The following is a 25,243-nucleotide window of genomic DNA, read 5'->3' as shown; positions in this document are numbered from 1 at the left end:
GTCGTCCGCACCACTTGGCCCAACTGGTACGCCCACTTGGGCCAAACCAGCGTACCAGTTGGGCCAACTCGCCGTCCACAACGGCCAACACGGTGCGGGTGGGCTTACTGCGGTCCGGCCAGTGCCGAGGTTTTCTGGGCGGCCGCCTCCACCCAGGGCTTCTCGACCGTGCCCGAACTCAGGTTCACGTACAGCGCCCTGGCGTGGATCAGGTACCGGTGGCTGTGCCGGATGTAGCCGGACTGGGTGGCCTTGTTGTAGTCCCCGCGGCACACCGTGGACCCATGCCCCGTGGTCGGGCACCAGATGCCCCAGTCCGCGGTGTTGCTGCCCTTGAGGTCCTCGTAGGCGGTGGTCGCGGTCGCCGCGTTGGCCAGCGGGATCACCACCACCGACACCATGATCTGGTTGGAGTTGTCCACGAAAGTCGCCGTGAGCATGTTGGAGCAGCCGGCCCGGCGCAGCCCCGCGCGCACGGTGTCCCGTTCGGCGTTGCCCAGGCAGCTGTGCACCCCGCTGGAACGCAGCGAGTACTCCACGTTCTTGCTGTCCCGGAAGGACTTCGGCAGCAACCCGGCCGCGGTCAGCGGGGTCCGGTCGGTCTCCTGCCGGTCCCGGCTGCGCGGATCAAAGGCCGCGCTGCTCGGCGCGGCCGTGCTCGGCCGGGTGGTGCTGGTGGCCGGGGTGGTGCGCCGGGTGGTGTTCTCCCCGCTGACCCCGGCCCGGAAGGTCGAGGGCGTGCTGGCCGCGGTGGTCGGCGTGGTCGTCCCGGACCAGCCCAGCTGGGTGTCGACGTAGCTGGTGAACGGCGGATGTCCGTTGTACAGCAACACCAATCCCACCGTGACCAGCGCGGAGACCACCAGCGCGGCGCCACCGCGATTCGGCGTCGGCCGGTCCGGCGGCCGGATCTCGTCCCTGGTCGCGGTCAGCGTCTCCGACGGCGGATCGAGCAGCGCCCGCGCCTCGGCGACCGTGGGCCGCCGGTCCGGATCCTTGGTCAGCAGCCGGGAGATCAGCGGTTCCAGGCCACCGGCCCGTTTCATCGGCGGCGCCTTGGCGAACTTGATCGCGTCCAGGGCCCCGATCGGCGGCTCCCGCCGGAACGGCGAGACCCCTTCCACCGCCCGGTACAGCGTCACACCCAGCGAGAACAGATCACTCGGCGCCGCCCCGTCCTCCCCGCGGGCCCGCTCCGGCGACAGGTACTCCAGCGAGCCGATGATCATCCCGGATTCGGTGACCCGCCGGTCCGCCCGGTGCACCGCGATCCCGAAGTCGGTGAGCAACACCTCGCCGCCCTCGGCCAGCATCACGTTGGCCGGCTTGACATCCCGGTGCACGATCCCGGCCGTGTGCACCGCGCCCAGCGCGGCCAGCAGCGCGGTGGCGACCTCCCGGGTCTCCGCCTCGGACAGCCTGCGCTGCTGCAACCGCTCGGCCAGCGACTGGCCCTCGATCAGCCGCATCACCATCCACGGCACCCCGTCGTCGATCACGATGTCGTAGACCGGCACGATGTTGGGGTGCGCCCGCAACGCCGCCGCGTTACGCGCCTCCCGCTCGGCCCGTTCCAGCCGCTCGGCCCGTTCGGTGGCGGACAGGGTGGGCGGCAGCCACACCTCTTTGACCGCCACCTCCACCCGCAGCGATTCGTCGTAGGCCCGCCACACCCGCCCGAACCCGCCCGCGGCCAGCCGCTCGACCAGCCGGTACCGGCCGCCGATCACCCGGCCCGTCCGGGTCTCCTCCGGCGCCATGAACCCCCCAGCACGAATCGGGCATGTGAACAGCTCACTATGACCGTCAGTGCGGGCAAAGTCGTCGGTAGTTATACGGATCGTGACCGGGCGCTGACCGGATCAGCGTGTGCCCTGCCCCCGCCCCATCCCGCGCACCAGCAGCATCACCGATTCGCGGACCTCCTCCCGGCTGCGCTGCCGCTGGAAGGTCTGCCAGTCCAGGGCCACCACCAGCAACGTGCCGAACAACGCGGCCGAGGCGGTGCCCACCTCGACCCCGCACAACCGGCCAGCGTCGGCATGCCGCTGCAGCACCCGCTTGACGATGGCCACGATGTCATCGCGCAGCAGCGACAACGTGCCATGGAACTGGCCCGGCGTCCGCCACATCTCGCTCACCAGCAGCTGGGCGAACTCCGGGTACTCGCCGAAGAACAGCAGCGCCCCGTCCACCAGGGTCTCCACCGAGGACTCGGTGTCCGGCACCGCCTCGGCCCGCCGCAGCTGCTCGGCGAGCAGGTCGACCCCGTGCCGCAGCAGGGCTTCGACCAGGCCGTCCTTGCTGCCGAAGTTGTAGTAGACGGTGCCCTTGGCCACGCCCGCGGTGGCCGCGATCTGGTCCACGGTGACCCCGGCCGCGCCGCGTTCGCCGATCAGCCGCAGCGCGGCGTCGAACAGCTTCTGCTTGCTGCTGGGTTTGCGGGTCGCCTTCGCCGTGGTCATCACAGCACCAGCTCGGGCTTGAGCTTCGTCGGGGTCCACACCCGTTGTTTGTAGGCGGCCAGGGTCGAGAGCGCCAGCCCCAGCACCAGGTAGATCGAGAGCACCGTGACGTCCTTCCACACCGTGTTCAGCCCGCCGCCGTAGAGCAGGTGCCGCATGCCGTCGACCACGTAGGACAGCGGCAGGATCAGGTGCAGTGGCTTGAGCGGATCGGGCACGGTCTGCCAGGGGAAGGTGCCGCCCGCGGTGGTCAGCTGCAGCACCAGCAGCACCAGGCCGACGAACTTGCCCGCCGGGCCGAGCAGCGCGTTGAGGCCGTGCAGCACCGCGGTGAAGGCCAGTGAGGTCAACAGCATGAAGCCGAGCACGCCCCAGGGCCGGGCCGGTTCGATGCCCAGCGCCAGGGTCACCACGCCGAAGAGCAGCGCGGTCTGCACCGCGCCGAGCAGGGCGGCGGGCAGCCAGCCGCCCAGCGCGACCCGCAGCGGGCTGGCGCCGGAGGCCAGTGCGCGCTTGGACAGCGGGCGCAGCAACAGGAACAGCACGAACGCGCCGATCCACAACGCCAGGCCGAGGAAGAACGGGGCCAGGCCGGAACCGTAGTTGGATGCCTGGTTCTCGCCGACCGCGCGGATGGCGACCGGATCGCCGATGGTGCGCGCGGTGGCCTTGCGGGTCTCGTCGTCCGGGTTCGGGATCTGACCGGCGCCCTCGGCGAGTTTGCCGTGCAGTTCACCGCTGCCGTCGGCGACCTTCTTCGCGCCGTCCTGCAGTTCGGCGGTGCCGGTGTAGAGCTTGCCGGAGCCGTCGTCGGCCTTGTGCACGCCGTCCCGCAACGTCTTCGCGCCGTCGGCCAGCTTCTTCGCCCCGTCCGCGGCCTCGCCGATCTTGCCGGTCAGCTCGGCACTGCTGGTGGCCAGGGTCCTGGCCCCGTCGGCGACCTGCTTCGAGCCGTCCGCGAGCTGTTTGACCTGGCCGACCGCGCCCTGGATCTTGTCGTTGGCCTCCCGCACCGGTTTCCCGGCCTCGGTGACCGCGGCCAGCACCCGCTGCACCTGCTCCTCCGGCAGGCCGATCTCGCGCAGCCGCTTGGCCAGGTCCTCCTTCTTGCCGCCCAGGAAGTCCACCAGATGCTGGGCGCCCTCGGCCACCGTGCCGGCCTTCTGCGCGAGCTGGGCATTGCCGTCGGCGACCTTGGCCGCGCCGTCGGCGAGCTGCTGCGTTTTGCCGGGCAGCGGCGCGGTCTTCTCCTTCATCGTGCCCAGACCCGTTGCCAGCTCACCGTTCTTGGCCGCCAGGGTGTCCGCGCCATCGGCCAGTTTGCCCAGCCCGGTGTGCAGCTCGTTGATCTTCTCCCGGGCGGTGCCCACCCCGTCGGAGACCTTCCTGGACCCGTCGGCGAGCTTGCCCGCGCCGTCGGCGGCCTCCAAGGTCTTGTCCCGCAACGTGGAGAAGCCCATCAGCAGCCGGTCCGCCGCCTCGGTGCCCGCGTCCGCGGCGACCGCCCGCCGCACCTCGCTGACCACCTTGTCCGCGATGGTCCGCACGATGTAGTTGTTGGCGTCGTTGGTGGTCAGGATCAGCGTGCCCTGCTTCGGCTCGAACTTGCCGGGCGAGGCCAGCGCGGCGGAGAAGTCGGCCGGCAGGGTCAGCGAGAAGGTGTACTTGCCGTCCCGCACCCCGGTCTCGGCCTCGGCGGCGCTGACCCGGTGCCAGTCGAATGCCTCGGAGTTGGCCAGCTTGTCCGCGACCTTCTCCCCGGCGCGCAGGTCCCCGCTGCCGGTGTCGGCGACCACCAGCGCGGCAGGCACGTCCTTGAGCTTGCCGTAGGGATCCCAGTTGGCGTACAGGTACAGCGCGCCGTAGAGCAGCGGCACCAGCGCCAGCGCGACCACGGCCAGCTTGGGCAGCCTGCCCGCGGTGATCCGTTGGAACTCGCCCTTGGCCAGGCGGAAGGCAGTCATCGGGTCTCGTCCTCAGTGTTGCTCACGGTGAAGGGCGGCGGCTGGATCTGGCGGCCCAGGCGGGCGGCGGGCAGGTCGAGCAGCCGCGCGGAGGTCTCGGTGCACAGCACCACCACCGCTCGATCGCGGGTGGCGTGCTGGCGGGCCACGGTCCACCAGGTGTGCGGGTCGTCGCAGTGCCGGTCCGGGCAGTCCAGGACCAGCAGCCGCACGTCCGGGCGTTCGGCGGCGAGTTCGGTCAGCAGCCGGGTGCGCACGGTCGGCGGGATCCGGTCGAAGCGGGTGGCGGCGTGCTGTTCGGCGTCGTGCCGGGTGAGCCAGTCCCGCACCGCGGCCCGGCCGGCCGGTTTGCCCGCGAAGGACAGCTCCTCGCCGACCACGGTCTTGAGCGGCAGCGCGTCCTCGGGTTCGGTCACCCCCGGCGCGTCCACCACGGCCACCAGCTTGCGCAGCACCGCTGGGCTGGCCTGCCCGTCCACGGTGACCTCACCCGCCGACGGCGCCATCCGCCCGGCCAGCATCAGCGCGAGGGGGGTGTGCCCGGTGCCGGGTTCTCCGGCGACCAGTGCGACCTGTCCGGCCCGCACCCGCAGGGTCGTCGGTCGCAGCAACGGCCCGTGCGCGCCGTTCACGCCGACTTCCCTGGCCAGGATCTCCACCGCGTTCTCCTCGCTGGTTCTTTACCAATTCTTTGAACTGACCGGTCAGTTCAAATTTTGCCCGCCAAACGCGCCCAACGCAACCCGGACACACCGCCCAGAACACCGAGTTGGCCAAAGTCGTACGCCGGATTGGCCCAAGTGGTACGCCCAGTTGGCCCAACTCGCACGCCGGGAGGGTCCGAGTCGGCGCGGGCGTCAGCGCAGCGCGCCCGCCGGCCGGATCTCCCACATAGTCCACAGTGGCCGGTAGCCCTGTCGGGCCCAGAACACCGAGGACAGCGGGTTCGGCGGGTTGAAGTAGAGGTAGCTCCCGGCCACCCCGGCCCGCTCGAACTCCGCGTGCGCGGTGGCCATCAGCAGTTGCCCCACGCCCGAACCGCGGGCCCCGGGCAGCACCGACACGCAGTTCACGTAGCCCCACCGCCCGCGCGGCAGCCGGGCCGCCGCCGCGGTGTGCGGTCCCGAATCGGTCCACCCGCACTCGGCCAGGCCCAGCACCACGCCGTCGTGCTCGGCCAGCCACACCGGATCGCCCGAACGCAGCCGGGTCGCCAGGGCCTCCCGTTTGAGCGCCGGCGCGTCCGGGCGGATCGTGGCTGAGCCGACCAGCGCCGAGTACTCCAGTTCCAGCATGGACAGTTCGACGGCGGCGTCCAGGTCCGCGGTGCGGGCCCGGCGCACGGTCAGCGGACCGGGGCGGCGCGGAGTGGCGCCGAGGCGTTCGCGCACGGCCAGCACGGACAGTGGGACCAGGCCGTGGTCGAGCAGCGCGCGGGTGGCGGTGACATCGCGGCTGGGCCAGTTGAGCACGCAGGCCGAGTCCGGGTCGAAGTCGGCCTGCCCGGCCATCCGGTGCTGCCAGGCCCGCAGCAGCGCGTCCATGCCGGCCCCGCCGGCGCCGCCGAGCACCGGCACCAGCTCCCAGACCCGGGCCGCCGACCACAGCCGGTTGGCCGAGCCGGGCGGGTACTCGGTAAAGGTGATCATCCCGGCCACCCGGCCGCCGTCGGGCAGCGCGGCGCTGACCGCGTCCCCCCTGGCGAGTCCGGCGGCGACGGGCAGCAGTGGGTCCAGACCGGCGAAATGCGCGGTCTGGGCGGCGAGCAGGTCGCCGACCAGCGTCATTGCCCGGCCTTGTGGCAGCAGAAGATCGCCGTGCCGGGGAAGAGTTCACCGCGCAACGGGCTCCACTGGCCCCATTCGCGGGTGTGCCCCTCGGGCCATTCCGGTTCGAGCAGCTCTTCCAGGACCAGTCCGGCCAGGTTCAGCTCGCGGATGTAGTCGCCCAGGGTGCGGTGGTGCTCGACGTAGGTCGGGTTGCCGTCCTCGTCGACCTCCAGGTACGGGGTGCGGTCGAAGTAGGACTGCATCGCGGTCAGCCCGGCCTCGCCCGGGTCGTCCGGGAAGATCCAGCGCATCGGGTGGGTGACCGCGAAAACCCACCGACCGCCCGGCTTGAGCACTCGGTGCACCTCGCGCAGCAGCAGACCGAGATCGGCGACGAACGGGACCGCGCCGAACGCGCTGCACACCGTGTCGAAGGCGTTGTCGGCGAAGGGCAACTGGTCCCCGCTGGCCTGCACCAGCGGCACTGGTGTGCCGCAGTCCAGGCCGGCCTGCCGGGCGTGCCGCAGCATGCCAGCGGAGACGTCCAGGCCGACCGCGAGCGCGCCCTGGGCGGCCAGCCAGCGGGCGCAGGCGGCCATCCCGCAGCCCATCTCCAGGATGCGCTGACCCTTGACCTCGCCGAGCAGTCCGAGGTCGCGTTCGAGGAGCCCTTCCGGGCACCAGACGAACTCCGCGGCGCCCAGGAAATCCGCGTGTTCTGCCTGGTAGTCGTCGGCGTCGGCATCCCACCAGACCCGGCTGGCCACCCGCGACTCGGCGGCGTCCACCCGGCGTTTGACCACCTTCGAGGTGCCGAGCACCCGTTCGGCGGTGGCGTGGCGGTCCTCCGCTGGCGCGGCCACGGCTGCTCCTTCTGGCTAGAGACACCCCACCGGGTTTGCCCGGCGATCGAGAGGGTGCGTACGATACTGAACGCGCTATAGGTGCGCTCTGCCCGGAACCGGCATTGTTGTGGATCTCCTCGTCGGCTGCGTTGGCTGGAGCCGCGCCGCCCGGCGCGAGCTTCACCCACAACTTCAGTCCGTATCGACACCCAATCCGTACCGGAGCAACCCACCTAATGTCCACCGACACCACCACCGTTCCCGCCGCGGCCGCGCAGGTCGCCATCAACGACATCGGGACGGCGGAGGACTTCCTCGCCGCCATCGATCTCACCATCAAGTACTTCAACGATGGCGACATCGTCGAAGGCACCATCGTCAAGGTCGACCGTGACGAGGTGCTTCTCGATATCGGCTACAAGACCGAGGGCGTCATCCCCTCGCGCGAGTTGTCGATCAAGCACGACGTCGACCCCGCCGAGGTTGTCACTGTCGGCGATCACGTCGAGGCCCTCGTTCTCCAGAAGGAGGACAAGGAAGGCCGGCTGATCCTCTCCAAGAAGCGCGCCCAGTACGAGCGCGCGTGGGGCACCATCGAGGCGCTCAAGGAGAAGGACGAGCCGGTCAAGGGCACCGTCATCGAGGTGGTCAAGGGTGGGCTCATCCTCGACATCGGGCTGCGTGGCTTCCTGCCCGCCTCCCTGGTCGAGATGCGCCGCGTGCGCGACCTCCAGCCCTACGTCGGCCGCGAGCTCGAAGCCAAGATCATCGAGCTGGACAAGAACCGCAACAACGTGGTCCTGTCCCGTCGCGCCTGGCTGGAGCAGACCCAGTCCGAGGTCCGCAGCGAGTTCCTCAACCAGCTGCAGAAGGGCCAGGTCCGCAAGGGCGTCGTGTCCTCGATCGTCAACTTCGGTGCCTTCGTGGACCTGGGTGGCGTCGACGGCCTGGTGCACGTCTCCGAGCTGTCCTGGAAGCACATCGACCACCCGTCCGAGGTTGTCGAGGTCGGCCAGGAAGTCACCGTCGAGGTCCTCGACGTCGACATGGAGCGCGAGCGCGTCTCCCTGTCGCTGAAGGCGACCCAGGAAGACCCGTGGCGCCAGTTCGCCCGGACCCACGCGATCGGCCAGATCGTGCCGGGCAAGGTCACCAAGCTGGTTCCGTTCGGCGCGTTCGTCCGGGTGGACGAGGGCATCGAGGGCCTGGTCCACATCTCCGAGCTGGCCGAGCGCCACGTGGAGATCCCGGAGCAGGTCGTCCAGGTCGGCGACGACGTCATGGTCAAGGTCATCGACATCGACCTGGACCGCCGCCGGATCTCGCTGTCGCTGAAGCAGGCGAACGAGGGCTTCACCGCGGAGTCCGAGTTCGACCCGACCCAGTACGGCATGGCCGCCGAGTACGACGCCGAGGGCAACTACATCTACCCCGAAGGCTTCGACCCGGAGACCCAGGACTGGCTCGAGGGCTTCGACAAGCAGCGCGAGGAGTGGGAGAAGCAGTACGCCGAGGCGCGTACCCGCTTCGACGCCCACATCAAGCAGGTCGTCAAGGCCTCCGAGGCCGACGCCGAAGCCGCGGCCGCGGGCCCGGCCGAGGGCGGCGCCCCCGCAGCCAGCGGCGGCGGCAACTACAGCTCGGGCGGCGAGTCCAGCGGCACCCTGGCCAGCGACGAACAGCTCGCTGCCCTCCGCGAGAAGCTCTCCGGCGGCGCCTGACCCGCACCCCGGCTAGCTAGCTAAACCCCTCGGCCCCGCACCCCCACCAGGGTGCGGGGCCGAGCCACGTCCCCCCGGCGTGTTGGCCGTTATGGACACCACGTTGGCCCAAGTCGTACGCCGAGTTGGCCCAAGTTGTACGCCATGTTGGCCCAAGTCGTACCGTGCCCAACCACTACCGTGACCCCATGACCAGGGCTCTCGTCCTCCCCGCCACCCTCCTCCCCGCCACCCTCCTCCTCGCCGCCCTGACCGCCTGCTCCAGCAGCGACCCCGCCAAGGAAAACCCCGCCCCACCCCTGCCCACCTCAACCACCACCCCCACCCCCAGCACCCTCGCCGCACCCAAGCCCCTCGCCAAGGACTGCGCCGAAGTCCTCCCCGCCGCCGAAGTCGACCGCGCCCTCGGCAAACCCCCAGGCGCCACCGGCGTCCGCTCCATCGTCGGCGTCCCCGAGCCCAAGATCGGCCGCACCGGGCGCCTCGGCTGCTACTACGCCCCGCCCTCCGACGTCCCGCCCCGCGACGCCCCGCCCGGCCAGACCCCCGGCACCCAGCTCGAACTGGGCCTGGCCGCCTACGCCGATGAGGCCGCCGCCCAGAAGCGGGTCCGGGCCACCGTCGAGACCGAGCGCGCCAAGGGCGCCGCCGTCAACGACCTCCAGGTCGGCTCCGACAAGGCGGTGTTGATCGTGGGGGAGAAGCAGCGGGTGCTGGTGTTCGCACTCGGCCGCAGCACCATCGCGTTGACCTTGGCCGCCGGTGTCGTGGCCGATGACCGGGCCGGGCCCGCGTTGGCCGAGTTGGCCGCCAAAACCGCCTCGGCCGCGCCGCGGTGACCTGGCAGACTGCCTTCTCGTGTTGCGTATTGGGCTGACTGGTGGCATGGGGTCCGGCAAGTCGACGGTGGCGGCTCGGCTCGCCGAGCATGGGGCGGTGGTCATCGACGCGGACCGGATCGCCCGGGAGGTGGTCGAGCCGGGGACCGACGGGCTCGCCGAGGTGGTCGCCGAGTTCGGGGAGGGCGTGCTCGCTGCGGATGGTTCGCTGGATCGGGCGGCACTGGCCGGGATCGTGTTCCAGGACGAGTCAGCGCGGTTGCGGCTCAACGCGATCGTGCATCCCCGGGTCGGCGCCCGCACCGCCGAACTGATCGAGGCCGCCCCGGCCGACGCGATCGTCGTCTACGACGTGCCGCTGCTGGTGGAGAACGGCCTGGCGCCCGGCTTCCACCTGGTGATCGTGGTGGACGCCCCGGTCGAGGAGCGGGTCCGCCGACTGGTCGGCTCCCGCGGGGTGCCGGAGCAGGACGCGCGCGCCCGGATCGCGGCCCAGGCCACCGACGAGCAGCGGCGGGCGGTGGCCGATGTGTGGCTGGATAACAGCGGCCCGCCCGACCTGCTCCTGCCGGTGATCGACGCGCTCTGGACCGACCGCCTGGTCCCGTTCGAGGCCAACGTCCGGCTGCACCGCCGCGCCGACCGCGGCCCGGCCCGCATCGCCGACCACCAGCCCGACTGGCCCGCGGACGCCGAGCGCCTGATCAACCGGGTCCGGCTGGCCGCGGCCGGGCGGGCGCTGCGGGTGGACCACATCGGCTCCACCTCGGTGCCCGGACTGGCCGCCAAGGACGTGATCGACCTGCAGCTGACCGTCGGCTCCCTGGAGGACGCCGACGCGCTGGCCACCCCGCTGGCCGAGGCCGGATTCGCCCCGCTGTCCTGGATCGACCGGGACAACCCCAAGCCCAGCGACCCGGACATGACCCGCTGGCTCAAGCGCTTGCACGCCGGCTCGGACCCGGGCCGCGCGGCCAACCTGCACATCCGGGTCGCCGGGATGCCCAACCAGCGTTTCGCCCTGCTGTTCCGGGACTGGCTGCGTGCCCTGCCCGACGAACTCGCGGGCTACGAGGCGATGAAGCGGGAGCTGGCCGAGCGCTTCACGGACGACCCGACTGCCGCCGAGTACGCGGAGACCAAGGAACCCTGGTTCGACGCCGCCTTCGAGCGGGCCAACCTCTGGGCCGAGGACACCGGCTGGTCCCCGGTCTGAGCTACAGCGGCGGCCAGATCTCGTAGACCCCGCGGGAGGTCAGCCAGGCGCCCAGGTCGTGCCGGTGCCTGCTGATCTCCTCCAGGGTGCGGTGCACCACGCGCAGAGCCAGGTCGGCATCGGCCGAGCGCAGCACCTGACCGGCGACCGCGGCGGCGAACTCCTCCGAGCGCACGATGCGCGCGGTGGTCCCGCCCGGCACCGCCAGCCCGAGCAGCAGATCCGTCGTGCGCCACGCCCGGGTGTCCCGCTGCACGCGCACGGCGGTCAGCACACTCGGGGCGGTCCGCGCATGGCGGGACCGCGGCCGGTAATGAGTCAACCGGAGACTGAGATCTGGCAGCAACCAGGTCACCTCGGCCTCAGCGAATGGATCTTCCGGAGTCCAGCACTCCGTTCGAAGACCCCACGGTTCCACCCGGCACTCGGAGAGTTCCCGGGTTGTTCCCGATGAATAACTGCGCACCGCGGTGAACGTATCGACCACGTCGACCAGCTGCGGAGTGATGACCGCGCCCACAACCCCAGACAGTAGTGGGAGGGGTGCGAGCGGTGACAAGCCGGGTCGTTTCGTTACATCACAGCTGGTGAGCGATCCGGTATCGATCGAGTGAGACTGCCCAACACGCGACCAACGTCGGTTGACCGCGCTGACGCACGGCGACTAATGGGCTATTCAGTTCGCCAGGTCAGGGAAATGCCTTCGGTTGCCAGCCACTTCTCGGTCAAATAATCATATCGGGTGATGCCTTCGACCGCATGATGCACTGTCTGCAATGCCCGTTCGGCCGTTGGAGTGTTTATCAGACCGGCGTTGACCGCCGCCAGCAGTTCGTCGGTGTCCAGCACCTCCAGCCGCCGGCCCGGGTAGACCACGATGTCCAGGTAGTGGTCCACGCTGCGCCACACCCCGGGGCCGCGTTCGACGTCGACGACGTCGAGGTAGAGGTAGTGCTCCCGGCACTGCTCCGGCCGGAAGCTCCAGTTCGACACCCGCAGCCCCAGTTCGGGCAGCAACCAGCTCTGCAGGTAGGTCATCTTCGGGTGGTCCACCACCGGCCGGGCCAGATACAGGCCGAACGGCTCGATCCGGTACTCCTCGACCCGCCGCACGAACCCCTTGGGGTCGGTGTTGGTCATCGCGGCGACGTCGAACAGCTCCACCTTCGGCGGATGGATGTGCGGGCTCTCGGCGGCTGCGCTCATCATGCCGCCATCCTGCCTAGAGCAGGTTGCGGATGATTCCGCTGACGGAACCAAACCTGTTACCCGATTCGGTGAACTTGACTGGGCAACCGCTCTTAGGATCCCGCCATGCCACCGGTGTGGGCCGGTGGCATGGCACTGGGGGCACACGCTTGTTCGGGATCATCAGACCTTGCCGGCACCGGCTGCCGGAACCCTTGCGCACCGCCTGGTGGGCGCACCTGTGCGGCCTCTGCCTGGCCCTGCGGGACGCGCACGGGCAGCTCGCGCGCGCCGCCACCAACTACGACGGCCTGGTCATCTCCGCGCTGGTGGAGGCCCAGCAGACCGGCTCCCGGGCTCGCCGGGACGCCGGGCCGTGCCCGCTGCGCGGCATGCGCGGAGCCGAGGTCGCGGTGGGGGAGGGCGCCCGGCTGGCCGCCGCGGTGTCCCTGCTGCTGGCCTCGGCCAAGATCGCCGACCACGTCACCGACCGGGACGGCCCGTTCGCCAGCCGCCCCGGCGCGCACGCAGGCCGCAGACTGGCCGCGCGCTGGCACCGGCAGAGCACCGCCAGCGCCGAGGTGGTCGGCTTCGACAGCACACTGGTGCTGGCCGCGATCGACCGCCAGCCCGCCCTGGAGGCCGCCGCCGGACCAGGCAGCTCGGTGCTGACCGTCACCGAACCCACCGAGACCGCCACCGCGGCCGCCTTCGCGCACACCGCGGTGCTGTCCGGCCGGCCGCACAACGCCGCCCCGCTGAGCGAGGCCGGCCGCCTGTTCGGGCGCGTCGTGCACCTGCTCGACGCGGTGGAGGACCTCCGCACGGACGCGGACAGCGGCGCCTGGAACCCGCTGACCGCCACCGGCACCGGCCTGTCCGAGGCCCGGCGGCTCTGCGACAACGCCGTGCTGGGCGTCCGGCTCGCGCTCACCGAGGCCGATTTCGCCGACCAGCGGCTGGTGCACGCGCTGCTCGCGCACGAGTTGGATCACGCCGTCGAACGGATCTTCGCCCAGCAGCCGGAGGATCCGCCGACCGAGCCGTTCCCGATCCCGCCCATGCCGCCCGCCGAGGTCCCGCCGGAACAGGGCAAACGCCGCCGCTGGCCGTGGATCACCGGCTGCTCCGGCCTGGCCCTGGCCGCCTGCGGTGGCTGTGTGGCCTGCCTGCGGTCCAGCTGCGACGGCGGGCTCCGGTGCAAGACCGACGGTTGTCAGCAGTGCTGGGACGGCTGCCAGTGCAAGGACCTCTGCAACTGCGACAAGTGGACCTGCGGGTGCACCGGCAAGTCGTGTTCGAGCTGCTGCGACGGCACTCAGTGCGCGGACTGCGGGAACTGCGGCGATAGCTGTGGCAACTGTGGCGGGGGTTGTCAGTGTCAGTGTTGAAAAAGGGGGACTGACCACATGTTCGGGATCATCCGGCCCTGCCGGCATCGATTGGACGAATCACTGCGCGCGGCCTGGTGGGCGCACCTGTGCGGGCTGTGCCTGGCGCTGCGCGACGACCACGGGCAGGTGGCGCGCACGGCCACCAACTACGACGGCCTGGTCATCTCCGCGCTGGTGGAGGCCCAGCAGGAGAGCGGGTCCAAGGCGCGGCGCAAGGCAGGCCCGTGCCCGCTGCGCGGCATGCGCGGCGCCGAGATCGCCAACGGGGAGGGCGCCCGGCTGGCCGCGGTGGTCTCCCTGGTGCTGGCCTCGGCCAAGATCTCCGACCACGTGGCCGACCGGGACGGGATCTTCGCCGCCCGCCCGGTGGCAGGGGTGGCCCGCACCCTCACCGCACGCTGGGCCCAGCGCGCCGGACGTACCGGCACTGACCTGGGCTTCGACACCGCGGTGCTGCTCGACGCGGTGCACCGCCAGCCTGAGCTGGAGGCCGCGGCCGGGCTGGGCAGCTCGGTGCTCGCGGTGACCGAGCCGACCGAGACCGCCACCGGCGCCGCCTTCGCGCACACCGCGGTGATCGCGGGCCGGCCGCACAACATGCGGCCGCTGGGCGAGGCCGGCCGTCTGTTCGGGCGCATCGTGCACCTGCTGGACGCGGTGGAGGACCTGGAGGCGGACCGGGCCAACGGGGCCTGGAACCCGCTGCTGGCCACCGGCGTCGACCTGGCCGAGGCGCGGCGGCTCTGCGACGACGCCGTGCTGGGCGTCCGGCTCGCGCTCAAGGAGGCCGACCTCACCGACCAGCGGCTGGTGCACGCACTGCTCGCGCACGAGCTGGAGCAGGCGGTGCGGCGGATCTTCGCCCAGGCCGATCCGCAGGCCCCGGAGCGGCCCGACTCGCCGAACAAGCACGAGGCGCCGGAGACCAAGGGCAAGCAGCGCGGACTGATCCTGGGCTGCGGGGTGGCCGCACTGGCCTTCTTCACCTGCCAGACCTGCTGTGCCTCGGAGTACCACGACCCGTGGACCGGGGAGCGCAAGGAAGGCTGGTGCCACCGCAACGACTGCTGCGGGGACTGCGGCTGCAACGGTTGCGAGCAATGCTGCTGCCAGAGCTGCTGCGATGGTTGCAGCTGCGACTGCTGACCCGGTTATCCACAGGGCGACCCCCGGCCGCGAGTTATCCACAGCCCCGCGCGGCCGGGATCGCAGACTGTCGGTCCCTGCGCCTACAGTCGCAGACGTGGCTGAAGCACCCGTGATCGCGCACTCGCAGTTCCGTCCCGTCGGCGACATCGCCCGCGCCGACGGCCGATTCCGCATGGCCGCCGACTACCAGCCCGCAGGCGACCAGCCCGCGGCCATCGAGGAGCTGGAACGGCGGATCAGGGCTGGCGAGGAGCATGTGGTGCTGCTCGGCGCCACCGGCACCGGCAAGTCGGCCACCACCGGCTGGCTGGTCGAACGGTTGCAGCGGCCCACCTTGGTGCTCGCGCCGAACAAGACCCTGGCCGCCCAGCTGGCCAACGAGCTGCGCGAGTTCTTCCCGGACAACGCGGTCGAGTACTTCGTCAGCTACTACGACTACTACCAGCCCGAGGCATACGTCCCGCAGACCGACACCTACATTGAGAAGGACTCCTCGACCAACGACGAGGTCGAGCGGCTCCGGCACTCGGCCACGATGAGCCTGCTGACCCGGCGGGACGTCATCGTGGTCGCCTCGGTGTCCTGCATCTACGGCCTCGGCACACCGCAGGAGTACCTGGACCGCTCCGTCCAGCTCAAGGTCGGCGACGAGGTGGTCCGGGACCAGCTGCTGCGCGCGCTGGTGGACGTGCAGTACACCCGCAACGACGTCGCCTTCGCCCGCGGCACCTTCCGGGTGCGCGGGGACACCGTCGAGGTGATCCCGGCCTATGAGGAACTGGCCATCCGGATCGAGTTCTTCGGCGACGAGATCGACAAGCTGTACTACCTGCACCCGCTCACCGGCCAGATCGTGCGCGAGGTCGACGAGCTGCGGGTCTTCCCGGCCACCCACTACACCGCCGGACCGGAGCGGATGGAGCGGGCGATCCGGGACATCGAGGCCGAACTTGCCGGCCAGCTGGCGAGCATGGACAAGCAGGGCAAGCTGCTGGAGGCGCAGCGGCTGCGGATGCGCACCGCCTACGACATCGAGATGATGCGCCAGGTCGGCTTCTGCTCCGGCATCGAGAACTACTCCCGGCACATCGACGACCGGCCCGCCGGATCCGCGCCGGCCACCCTGATCGACTACTTCCCGGAGGACTTCCTCCTGGTCATCGACGAGTCGCACGTGACGGTGCCGCAGGTCGGCGGCATGTTCGAGGGCGACGCCTCGCGCAAGCGGACCCTGGTGGAGCACGGCTTCCGGCTGCCCAGCGCACTGGACAACCGGCCGCTGAACTGGGAGGAGTTCTGCGACCGGATCGGCCAGACGGTGTACCTCTCGGCCACCCCGGGCCCGTATGAGATGGGACAGGCGCAGGGCGAGTTCGTCGAGCAGGTCATCCGGCCCACCGGCCTGATCGACCCGGAGGTCATCGTCAAGCCCACCGAGGGCCAGATCGACGACCTGGTGCACGAGATCCGGCTGCGCGCCGAACGCAACGAGCGGGTGCTGGTCACCACGCTGACCAAGAAGATGTCCGAGGACCTCACCGACTACCTGCTCGAACTGGGCATCCGGGTGCGCTACCTGCACTCCGAGGTGGACACCCTGCGCCGGGTCGAACTGCTCCGGCAGTTGCGGCTGGGCGAGTTCGACGTGCTGATCGGCATCAACCTGCTGCGCGAGGGCCTGGACCTGCCCGAGGTGTCCCTGGTCGCCATCCTGGACGCGGACAAGGAAGGCTTCCTGCGCAGCGGCACCAGCCTGATCCAGACCATCGGCCGCGCGGCGCGCAACGTCTCCGGCCAGGTGCACATGTACGCGGACCGGATCACCGACTCGATGCGGCACGCCATCGACGAGACCAACCGCCGCCGGGAGAAGCAGACCGCCTACAACACCGCGGCAGGCATCGACCCACAGCCACTGCGCAAGAAGATCGCCGACATCCTGGACGTGGTCTACGCCGAGGCCGAGGACACCGAGACGGTGGAGATCGGCGGCTCCGGCCGCAACGCCAGCCGCGGCAAGAGGTCCACCGGCGGACGCGGCACCAGCGGCGTGCTGGTGGACCGGGACGTCAAGGGCATGCCCAGGGCCGAGCTGGCCGACCTGATCCAGCAGCTGACCGACCAGATGATGAACGCGGCAAGGGAACTCCAGTTCGAGCTGGCCGGCCGCCTCCGTGACGAGATCGCCGACCTGAAGAAGGAGCTGCGCGGCATGGACGCCGCCGGAGTCCAGTGACCGGGCGCCGCGTGGTGGTCGTCCCGGGCAGTTCCTTCGGCCCGTACGCCCCGCTGCTCAAGTTCACCGGTGACGCGGCGGAAGCACGAGGTGCCCAGCTCACTGTGGTCGAGTGGGCCCCGGACGACTCGATCACGCTCGGCTCGGCCGCCAGAGCGGAGTTCGTGCTCGGCCGGACCCGGCAGGTGCTCGCGGACGCGGCGGCCCACGCCGGCAGCGTGCTGGTCACCGGCAAATCCCTGGGCACCCACACCGCGAGCCTGGTCGCCGACCGCGGCTGGCCCGCGATCTGGCATACACCGCTGCTCACCGATCCCGAGGTGCGCACCGCGCTGACCCGCGCCCCCGCCCCGTTCCTGCTCATCGGGGGCACCAGGGACCGCTGGTGGGACGGTGAACTGGCCCGGCGGCTCACCCCGCACGTGCTGGAGGTCGAGGGCGCCGACCACGGCATGTACCTGCCGGGCCCGCTGGCTGGCACGGCCGCGGTACTGGGCCAGGTGGCCACCACGGTGGAGGCATTCCTGGACACCATCGACTGGTAGCACAGGGAAATCGGGCCGCCACGGCCGACGAGCCCACGGGCTGGTCACCAGAGCGCCCACCCGGGGCAGTCGGCGCGCCGAGGTGCGGTTGGCTCGCGTGCCATGCCGTGGGGCGATCGGCTCACACGCCACGCCGCGCCACGGGCCGGTCGGCTCGCGCATCGCGCTGCGGCTCGGGCGGCGCGGGGTGGTCGGTTCGCACATCGCGCTGCGGCTCGGGTGGCGCGAGTCGGGAGACTCGGGAGGCGTGCGGCGAGTCGCTCGGCCCAGGGCGTGCCACGCCGCGCGGGCGGCCACCCTCTGGGCGGGGACCACCCCGCGTGGTCGGCCGCCGTCCCGCCCGACGCGCCTGACCGTCCGGCCTGCCCAACCGGCGCGCCCCGCAAGCCCGCCCGACCAGCGGGCTCAGTCGACCTACCGACCAGCGGGCCGCCCCGACCGACCCGACCGACCCGACTGGTCGACCCGATCGACCGACCCGCCTGCCCGACTGGCGAGCCCGCCCGACCCGACCGGCAAGCCAACCCGACCGGCAAGCCTGCCCGACCAGCGGGCCCGACCGGCCCGACCATTGCGCCCGACCGGCAGCCCGCCCCGCCCCGCCCCGCCCCGCCCCGCCAGGCCCGGCCCGGCCCGACCGGCGGGCGCTACCCCAGCTCCGCGATCAACTCCGTGGCCTCCCGGATCCCCAGCGGATGCCCACGCTCCTCGAACACCGCCAGCGCCGCCCCCGCAGCCTCCCGCGCCCCCGCCACCGCACCCCGTGCCCGCCGCACCAGCGCCACCGCCTGCCCCGCCCACCCCTCCAACAGCCCGAACCCGTGCTGCCGGGCCAGCAGCAGCGCGTGCTCGGCGAGTTCCTCCGCCCGGGAGTGCTCACCCAGGGCGAGGTGGGTGAGGGCCAGGTCGGTGCTGACGGTGACCTCGCCGAAGCGGAAGTGGGCGGCGCGGAGCATGGTCAGGGCGCGTTCGCCCTGGTCGGCGGCTTCCTGGTGGCGGTGGAGCAGGCGGAGGGCCTGGGCGGCGGAGTTGAGCAGTTCCATCGCGATCACGCCCAGGCCGGCCTCGCCTGCCACCTGGTGGCCCAGCCGGCTCAGCCGCAGGGCGCCCTGGTAGTCCTGGTGGGCGCAGCATTGCTGGGCCAGGCCGCGCAGGGCCATGGACTCCACGTAGGCCATCTGGAACCGGGCCCCGAAGTCGCGGGCCTCAGTGTTGGCGGCCTGCGCCTCCTCGTACCGGCCGAGTTCGTGCAGGGCGCAGCCGAGTTCGATCATGCCGAAGGACTCGGCCAGCGGGGACCTGGCCGCGCGGCCCAGTTCCACCGTGCGGGTGGCCAGCTCCAGGCAGGTTTCCAGGTCGCCGCGGGCGTAGGCGACGCCGGTGAGGCCGGAGAGGACCAGGGCCTGGTTGGCCAGGTCGTCGATCTCCTCGAACACCCGCAGCGCCCTGGTGTGGTGCTCTTCGGCCTCGTCCAGTTCGCCGCGGTCCCAGCGCAGCAGGCCCAGCACATGCCGCACGCTGGCCTCGGAGGCGACCATGCCCAGCGCCCGGTAGCCGGTGAGCGCGGCCTGGGCGTGTTCCTCGGCTCGCGCGGCTTCGCCCACGCTCCAACAGGTTTCGCCGAAGATGTCGTGCAGCACGGCCTCGGCGAGGGGGTTGCGTTCGGCGGTCGCGGCGGCCAGGGCGGCGGTGATCGCGCCGATCCAGCCGGGCAGCAGGCCGCGGAAGGTCATGGCGCAGCCGCGCAGGGCGTCGGCGAGCAGCCAGGCGCCGTCGTGCGGGCCGTGTTCGGCGGCGTGGTGGATGGCGGCGATCAGGTTGGCGCGTTCGTCGTCCAGCCAGGCCATCGCCTCCTCGGTGCTGGCGATGGCGGGCGGCTCGCCGCTCTCCTCCACCCAGCGCGCGGTGCCCACCAGCTGGGCCAGGCCCGGTCCGAGCAGGTCGACCGCGGTGCCTGCATGCCGCAGGTACCAGCCGATCAGGTCGCGCACTGCCCGGTCCCGCTGCTCCTGGTCCAGTTCGGCCTCGATCCGCTCCCGCGCGTACTGCCGCAGCAGGTCGTGACACCGGTACCGGCCGGGCCCGGACTGCTCGACCAGGCTGGCCGTGCGCAACTCGGCCAGCCGTTGCCGGGCTTGCGACTCGCTGATCCCGGCGAGCGCGGCCAGCGCGGGCGTGGTCAGGTCGTCGCCGGTCATCAGGCCGAAGCAGGCGAACACGTGCGCGGTCTCCGGTTTGAGCGCGCGGTAGGACAGTCCGAAGGTGGTGCGCACCGCGGCCTGTTCGTCGCCGTGCACGGTCAGCCTGCCCATCAGCCCGTCCGCGCCCAGTTCGGCCACGAACTCGGCCACCTGCTGTTCCGGGTGCACCGCCAGGTCGGCCGCGGCGATCCGCAGCGCCAGGGGCAGGTGCGCGCAGCGCTGGGCCAGTTCGGCGGTGGCCGCCGGATCGGCCGCGACGCGGTCCGGGCCGATGATCCGGGACAGCAGCCGCACCGATTCGGCGGCGGGCAGCACGCTCAGCGTCAGGGTGTGCGCGTCGTCGAAGGCGGCCAGCCCGCGCAGCGCGTCCCGGCTGGTCACCACCACCGCGCAGCCCGGTGTGGCCGGTAGCAGCGGGCGGACCTGGGCCACGCTGCTGGCGTTGTCCAGGATGACCAGCACCCGGCGTTCGGCCAGCAGCGAGCGGAACAGCCCGGCCTGCTCGTCCAGGTCGGCGGGCACCCGTTCGGCCCGCACGCCCAGTGCGCGCAGGAACCTCGCGAGGGCCTCGGTCGGGCCCAGCGGCGGGCCTTCGGCGTAGCCGCGCAGGTTGACGTAGAGCTGCCCGTCCGGGAACCGGTCCCGCACCTGGTGTGCCCAGTTCACCACCAGCGTGGTCTTGCCGACGCCGGCGCTGCCGGTGACCGTGCCCAGCACGGTGGCCTGTTCCGGGTCGGCCAGTAGCTGGTCCAGCCAGGCCAGCGCGGTCTCCCGCCCGGTGAAACTCCCGGTGGCCGGTGGGAGTTGCCGTGGCACCACCAGTTCCGGGCCGGGCGGTTCGGTCTCGCGCAGCAGCAGGCCGGGGTCGCCGGTGAGGATGCGCTGGTGCAGTTCGCGCAGCTCCAGGCCGGGTTCGATGCCCAGTTCGGCCCGCACCACGGTCCGGGCCTGCCGGTAGGCGGACAGCGCTTCGGCCTGCCGCCCGGAGCGGTACAACGCGAGCAGCAGCCGCGCCCACAGCTTCTCCCGCAGCGGGTCCTCGCCGATCAGCCCGCGCAGCACCGCGGTGGCGCTCTCGTGCTGCCCGGTGGCCAGCAACGCCTCCACTCGCACGTCCTGCACCTGCCACCGGGTTTCCAGTCCGGCGGTGGCGGCGGCGCGGGCGAGGTCGGTGTCGAGTTCCTCGAACGGCTGACCGCGCCACAGTTCCAGGGCCTCGCCGGTCAGTCGCAGCGCGATCTCCGGGTTTCCCGAGTTCAGCGCGGTGCTGGCGGCGTCCAGCCGCTGGCCGAGCACGTCCAGGTCGAGCGCGTCGGCAGGCAGGTCCAGCCGGTAGCCGCCGGGCTGGCTGGAGATGCGCAGGTCGGGGTGCAGCTGGCGGCGCAGCTCCCACACGTAGGTCTTGAGGTTGCCCGGCGCGGACCGCGGTGGCGTCTCGCCCCAGACCGCGTGCACCAGTTTCTCCACCGACACGGTGGTCCCGGCGTGCAGGGCGAGGGTGGCCAGCACCAGCCGCTGCTTGCGCGCGGGCAGGTTGACCAGCTCCTGATCCGGTCCGCGCGCCGCCAGTGGACCGAGCACGAGCAGCAGCATCCAGCCCCCCGGTGGACTCCGCTGGACCGGCGCTGGACCGGTCGCGGACATCCTGTTCTTGGTTCGGCACGGCGTTCACCCGGCCGCGGGTCAGCGCCTCAGCCGAACCAGCCTAGGCGTGCGGGCGTCGCGACCGGGGGTGTTGCACAAGATCTCCGATGCCGGGCAGCGGCGAATCGGCGGGCGGAGGGGCCTCCTCCCGCCGATTCCGCTTGTCAGCTGGTGATGTCCTTGGTGGCGAACCGGCGGGCGGCCAGCAGCAGGAACACCGTGCCGTAGACCAGCGCGGAGAGCACCCCGCTGGCCATGCCGGTCCAGTCGATGTCGGTGCTGAGCAGGTCGGACCAGGCGAAGGAGTAGTGCGTGGGCAGGTAGTTGCGCAGGCTGCCCAGGTCGGTGATCTGGTCCAGGATCTGGGAGACGATGGAGACCAGCGCGGCCCCGCCGACCGCGGACAGCGGGGCGTCAGTGGACACCGACAGGTACAGCGCGAGTCCGGCCACCCAGAACAGGTGGATCATCAGGTACACCATGGCCAGCGCGAGCGCGGTGAGCCCGTCGGACAGCGCAACGGACTCGCCGGTGGGCGTGACCATGTCGCCGCCGCCGTAGAAGATCAGCCCGACGATCAGGGCCATGCCGGGCAGCACGATCAGCCCGGCCACGGCCAGCAGTCCGGACACGATCGCCTTTTGCCGCAACAACCTGCCGCGCGGCACCGGGATCGCGAGCAGGTATTTCAGGCTGGACCAGGATGCCTCGCTGGCCACGGTGTCGCCGAAGAACAGCGCGACCACGACCACCAGCAGGAAGCTGGCGGAGGCGAACAGCGCGAACATGACGAAGTTCTGCCCGCTGGCGGTGGCCAGGTCGACCAGGCCGCCGGAGCGGCGCGCGTTCTGGCTGGCGCCCAGCTCGAAGGCGATCAGCAGCACGATCGGCAGCACCGCGAGCAGTCCCAGGGTGACCTGGGTGCGCTTGCGCCGCAGCTGCCGGGCCAGTTCCACCCGGATCGGCAGCGTGCGGGAGGCGCGGTAGCCCTCGATGGAGCCGTCCGCGGCGATCTTGCGGTCGGTCAGCGGGTGCGTCACGGCCGTGGTTTCCTCGCTCACTGCACGGTTTCCTCTCCCACGAGCTGGAGGAACGCGTCCTCCAGCCGTCGCCGCGGCCCGACCTGTTCGACCGCGACCCCGGCGTACACCAGCGCGTTCACCGCGACCGACCGCGGCAGCGCGCCGAGGTCGGCGTGCACGGTGGCGCCGTCGGCGCTGACCTCGCCGATGCCGTCCACCGCCTTGAGCGCGACCACGGCTTCCTCCGGGTTGTCCACCCGGAAGCTGACCTCGCCGCCACCGGCCACGATCTCGGCCACCTCACCTTCGGCGACCAGCCTGCCGCGGTGCATGACGACCACGTGCGAGCAGGTCTGTTCGACCTCGGCGAGCAGGTGGCTGGAGACGACCACGGTGCGGCCGGTCTCGGCGTAGCGGCGCAGCACATCGCGCATGTGGTGGATCTGCGGCGGATCGAGGCCGTTGGCGGGTTCGTCGAGCACCAGCAGGTCGGGCAGGCCGAGCATGGCCTGGGCGATGGCCAGCCGTTGCCGCATGCCCTGGCTGTAGGTGCCGACCTTGCGCCGCACCGCGGTGCCCAGGCCGGCGATCTGCAGCGCGTCCTCGAACCTGGCCTCGTCCAGGGGGCGGCCGGTGGCGGCCCAGTAGAGGTGCAGGTTGGCGGTGCCGGACAGGTGTGGCAGGAAGCCGGAGCCTTCCACGAACGACCCGGTGCGGGAGAGCACCGGCGCGCCGGAGTGCACCAGGTGCCCGAACACCCTGATCTCGCCTTCGGTGGGCTGCACCAGGCCCATCAGCATCCGCAGCGTGGTGGTCTTGCCGGCGCCGTTGGGCCCGAGCAGGCCGAGCACCTGGCCGCGTTTGACCTGGAAGGACAGTCCGTCCACCGCGGTCAGTTTGCCGGGGTAGGACTTGGTGAGGTCGCGGATGTCCAGCGGGGTGTCCAGGAGGTCAGGGTCGATGTCGTCGGCCCGGCGGCGGCGGATCGCGCCGATCACGGTGGCGATCAGCGCGACCAGCAGCACGCCGCCGATCCCGGCCAGGGTGCCCCAGGGGACCACGCTGGCCGAGGGCTGACCGGGCACCACCGGCACGGCGAGGGCGTTGTCCCCGGCCAGCCCGATCCGGTACACGGCGGGTTCGACGCTGGGCGCGTACGCCTGGTCGGTGGTCGCGGCGACGACCATCAGCTTGTTGCCCTCGGCGATCGGCCGGACCACGCCGGGCAGGGTCACGGTGACCTCCACCGGGCTGCCGTCCTGCGGCAGGTCCTTGACCCGGATCGGGGCGACCGCGCCACCGGCCAGGGTCCGCTGGCCTTCCTTGGCGACCTCGTAGAGCTTGACGAACAGCACCGCCTCGCCCGGGTTGGGCTGTCCTGGCAGGCCGCTGACCTTGAGCCGCACCTGTGGCGCGCCCGCGATCAGCACCTGTTCGGTCATGGCCGTGGTGCCGAAGGCGGCGAACTGGCCGGGGATGTCCACCGCGAGGCCGGTGGCCAGTGCGGAGGAGCCGCTGCCGCCGCCGACCCGGCCGCTGAGCCCTGGCACCGCGCTCAGCGCCGCCGGGTTGCCGCCTGCCGGGTTGAGCACGGGCTGGTCCGGGCCGTTCAGGCCGAGTTTGCGCTGCTCGGTGGGGGTGTTGCGCTCTCCGGCGAGACCGGGGTAGTTCGAGGCGGACACGGTGCGCACCGCCGGGGCGCCGGTGCGCCGGAAGGAGCCCTGCACCGCGTACTCGAACTCGGTGCCGGGGTCGCTGCCGCGGTTGGCCAGGTGGAAGTCGAACCACTGCCCGATCTCGGCGCGCAGGGCCGGTCCGGGCGCGCCGCCGTCGTGGCCTCCGGCGTACCAGACCGTCTTGACCTTGCCGCCGGCCGCGGCGATCTGGCGGGCGTTGGCGTCGGCCTGGTCCAGGCCGAACAGGGTGTCCGCCTCGCCCTGGACGATCATCGACGGCACGGTGATCCGGTTGGTGACGCTGGCAGGGGAGGAGCGTTGCAGCAGGTCCACGGTGGCCTGGGAGGCGCGGCCGGTGGTGGCCGCCTCGCGGTAGGCCGCGCACACCTCTGGCCGGAACCGGCCGCAGGTCAGTTCCGGTCCGCCCGCCGTGCGCCCGCCCGGACCGCCCGCACCCTGCTGGCCGCCGCCCTGGCCGCCGGGCTCGGTCGCGCCGCCGGGCAGGGGTTCGGGCTGGCTGGAGGTGCTGGAGCCGGGTTCGGGGGCCTCGCCGCGGGGTTCGCCACCGGCCACCGAGGCCGGGCCGAGTCCGGCGGAGAAGAACAGGCCGGCCCAGGTGCGCTTGAACACCCCGTCGGCGCCGAAGGCGCCCGCGGCGGGCGTGGTCGCGCTCAGCGGCGAGGTCGAGGCGGCGTTGGGCAGCAGGGCCTGGGTGAGGTCGTTCCAGGTGATCACCGGCGCGATCGCGTCCACCCTGCGGTCGTACCCGGCCAGCATCAGCGCCAGCGCGCCGCCGTAGGAACCGCCGGTGACCCCGACCTTGGGGTCGTTGTCGGCGTCCTTGAGCACCTCGGGCTGCCGGGAGAGCCAGTCGACGAGCTGTTTGGCGTCCTCGACCTCGTACTCCGGCGCGTTCAGCGCGATCTGGCCGGTGGAGGCGCCGAAGCCGCGCGCGGAGTAGGCCAGCACCACGAACCCGCGCTCGGCCAGCTCCCGCGACTCCTGCGCGACGCTGTTCTTGTTGCCGCCGAAGCCATGCGCGACGATCACCGACGGCGCCGGGGTGCGCTCGGGCAGGTAGAGCGTGGCGTCGAGCTGGACTGGCTCGTCCTTGCGCGGACCGTCCACCACGTCGAGCTTCAGCTCGCGTTGGCTGACAACGGGTTTGACCTCGTCACGCTGCGACCACCAGAAGCCACCCGCGGCGATCAGCAGCAGGGCGACGACGGCGAGCAGGGACCATTTCCTGCGGGCACGGGAGGGCCGGGACACTTCGCCAAGTTATGCCAACGATGGTGACGGGAGTGTGTGGCCGAGCCGAATCGGTATAGATCCGGTGTCCAGCGGGAAGCCGCGGAACTGTGGGTTT

Annotated in this window: 18 protein-coding genes; 7 read left to right on the top strand and 11 right to left on the bottom strand. The window is 71.7% G+C overall.

Going from position 1 to position 25,243, the window contains the following annotated elements:
* Window positions 1-104: 104 nt before the first annotated feature.
* The 6 genes from MZC64_RS17735 to MZC64_RS17710 form a co-directional block, all read right to left on the bottom strand.
* On the bottom strand, window positions 105-1,760 hold the full coding sequence (locus tag MZC64_RS17735; RefSeq protein ID WP_247757813.1) for a serine/threonine-protein kinase: 1,656 nt from the start codon (window positions 1,758-1,760) through the stop codon (window positions 105-107).
* A 102-nt stretch (window positions 1,761-1,862) separates the two neighbouring features.
* Complete coding sequence (locus MZC64_RS17730; RefSeq protein WP_247757812.1) at window positions 1,863-2,465, bottom strand: TetR/AcrR family transcriptional regulator; 603 nt, start codon at window positions 2,463-2,465, stop codon at window positions 1,863-1,865.
* Complete coding sequence (locus MZC64_RS17725) at window positions 2,465-4,429, bottom strand: YhgE/Pip domain-containing protein (RefSeq protein ID WP_247757811.1); 1,965 nt, start codon at window positions 4,427-4,429, stop codon at window positions 2,465-2,467. Before MZC64_RS17725 ends, MZC64_RS17730 begins: the two co-directional genes overlap by 1 nt.
* Window positions 4,426-5,088 carry an ATP-binding cassette domain-containing protein gene (locus MZC64_RS17720; RefSeq protein ID WP_247757810.1) on the bottom strand — a complete coding sequence of 221 codons (663 nt, stop codon included), beginning with the start codon at window positions 5,086-5,088 and terminating at the stop codon, window positions 4,426-4,428. Before MZC64_RS17720 ends, MZC64_RS17725 begins: the two co-directional genes overlap by 4 nt.
* Before the next feature lie 198 nt (window positions 5,089-5,286).
* On the bottom strand, window positions 5,287-6,216 hold the full coding sequence (locus tag MZC64_RS17715; RefSeq protein ID WP_247757809.1) for a GNAT family N-acetyltransferase: 930 nt from the start codon (window positions 6,214-6,216) through the stop codon (window positions 5,287-5,289).
* On the bottom strand, window positions 6,213-7,061 hold the full coding sequence (locus MZC64_RS17710) for a class I SAM-dependent methyltransferase (protein ID WP_247757808.1): 849 nt from the start codon (window positions 7,059-7,061) through the stop codon (window positions 6,213-6,215). Before MZC64_RS17710 ends, MZC64_RS17715 begins: the two co-directional genes overlap by 4 nt.
* Window positions 7,062-7,279: 218 nt before the next feature.
* Here MZC64_RS17710 and rpsA point away from each other — a divergent pair, with 218 nt between their 5' ends.
* The 3 genes from rpsA to coaE all read left to right on the top strand — a co-directional run bounded on the left by rpsA (window position 7,280) and on the right by coaE (window position 10,819).
* Window positions 7,280-8,764 carry a 30S ribosomal protein S1 gene (gene rpsA, locus MZC64_RS17705; RefSeq protein WP_247757807.1) on the top strand — a complete coding sequence of 495 codons (1,485 nt, stop codon included), beginning with the start codon at window positions 7,280-7,282 and terminating at the stop codon, window positions 8,762-8,764.
* Window positions 8,765-8,952: 188 nt separating this feature from the next.
* Entirely contained in the window at window positions 8,953-9,603 is a 651-nt protein-coding gene (locus MZC64_RS17700; RefSeq protein ID WP_247757806.1) for a hypothetical protein, read from the top strand.
* Between the two features lie 19 nt (window positions 9,604-9,622).
* Window positions 9,623-10,819, top strand: a complete 1,197-nt coding sequence (coaE, locus tag MZC64_RS17695) for a dephospho-CoA kinase (protein ID WP_247757805.1) — start codon at window positions 9,623-9,625, stop codon at window positions 10,817-10,819.
* A 1-nt stretch (window position 10,820) separates the two neighbouring features.
* Here the strand turns inward: coaE and MZC64_RS17690 are convergent, their stop codons facing one another.
* Together MZC64_RS17690 and MZC64_RS17685 are read right to left on the bottom strand one after the other, a co-directional pair.
* Window positions 10,821-11,081 (bottom strand): hypothetical protein, encoded by a 261-nt coding sequence (locus MZC64_RS17690; RefSeq protein WP_246492678.1) that lies wholly within the window; start codon window positions 11,079-11,081, stop codon window positions 10,821-10,823.
* 410 nt (window positions 11,082-11,491) lie between these two features.
* Window positions 11,492-11,983 (bottom strand): DUF402 domain-containing protein, encoded by a 492-nt coding sequence (locus MZC64_RS17685; protein WP_308301024.1) that lies wholly within the window; start codon window positions 11,981-11,983, stop codon window positions 11,492-11,494.
* A 161-nt stretch (window positions 11,984-12,144) separates the two neighbouring features.
* On the opposite strand from MZC64_RS17685, the gene MZC64_RS17680 reads away from it, so the two are divergent.
* The 4 genes from MZC64_RS17680 to MZC64_RS17665 all read left to right on the top strand — a co-directional run bounded on the left by MZC64_RS17680 (window position 12,145) and on the right by MZC64_RS17665 (window position 17,331).
* Entirely contained in the window at window positions 12,145-13,398 is a 1,254-nt protein-coding gene (locus MZC64_RS17680; RefSeq protein ID WP_374205764.1) for a DUF5685 family protein, read from the top strand.
* Window positions 13,399-13,416: 18 nt separating this feature from the next.
* Window positions 13,417-14,547 carry a DUF5685 family protein gene (locus tag MZC64_RS17675; protein WP_247757802.1) on the top strand — a complete coding sequence of 377 codons (1,131 nt, stop codon included), beginning with the start codon at window positions 13,417-13,419 and terminating at the stop codon, window positions 14,545-14,547.
* 97 nt (window positions 14,548-14,644) lie between these two features.
* Window positions 14,645-16,786, top strand: a complete 2,142-nt coding sequence (uvrB, locus tag MZC64_RS17670) for an excinuclease ABC subunit UvrB (RefSeq protein ID WP_308301023.1) — start codon at window positions 14,645-14,647, stop codon at window positions 16,784-16,786.
* Window positions 16,783-17,331: a hypothetical protein gene (locus tag MZC64_RS17665; RefSeq protein WP_247757801.1), complete on the top strand. Its 549-nt coding sequence runs from the start codon at window positions 16,783-16,785 to the stop codon at window positions 17,329-17,331. The genes uvrB and MZC64_RS17665 overlap by 4 nt, the downstream gene beginning before the upstream one ends.
* Window positions 17,332-17,978: 647 nt before the next feature.
* Here the strand turns inward: MZC64_RS17665 and MZC64_RS17660 are convergent.
* The 3 genes from MZC64_RS17660 to MZC64_RS17650 form a co-directional block, all read right to left on the bottom strand.
* Window positions 17,979-21,125 (bottom strand): BTAD domain-containing putative transcriptional regulator, encoded by a 3,147-nt coding sequence (locus MZC64_RS17660; protein WP_247757800.1) that lies wholly within the window; start codon window positions 21,123-21,125, stop codon window positions 17,979-17,981.
* A 215-nt stretch (window positions 21,126-21,340) separates the two neighbouring features.
* Complete coding sequence (locus MZC64_RS17655) at window positions 21,341-22,237, bottom strand: ABC transporter permease (RefSeq protein ID WP_247757799.1); 897 nt, start codon at window positions 22,235-22,237, stop codon at window positions 21,341-21,343.
* The gene (locus MZC64_RS17650) at window positions 22,234-25,146 is read right to left on the bottom strand and encodes an alpha/beta fold hydrolase (protein ID WP_247757798.1); all 2,913 of its coding nucleotides are present in this window, start codon (window positions 25,144-25,146) and stop codon (window positions 22,234-22,236) included. The genes MZC64_RS17655 and MZC64_RS17650 overlap by 4 nt, the downstream gene beginning before the upstream one ends.
* Window positions 25,147-25,243 lie beyond the last annotated feature (97 nt).

Source organism: Crossiella sp. S99.2 (assembly GCF_023094165.1).
Taxonomy (GTDB): domain Bacteria; phylum Actinomycetota; class Actinomycetes; order Mycobacteriales; family Pseudonocardiaceae; genus Crossiella.
Note: the sequence above shows the minus strand (reverse complement) of the source record. Positions and strands in the feature narration are given on the sequence as shown.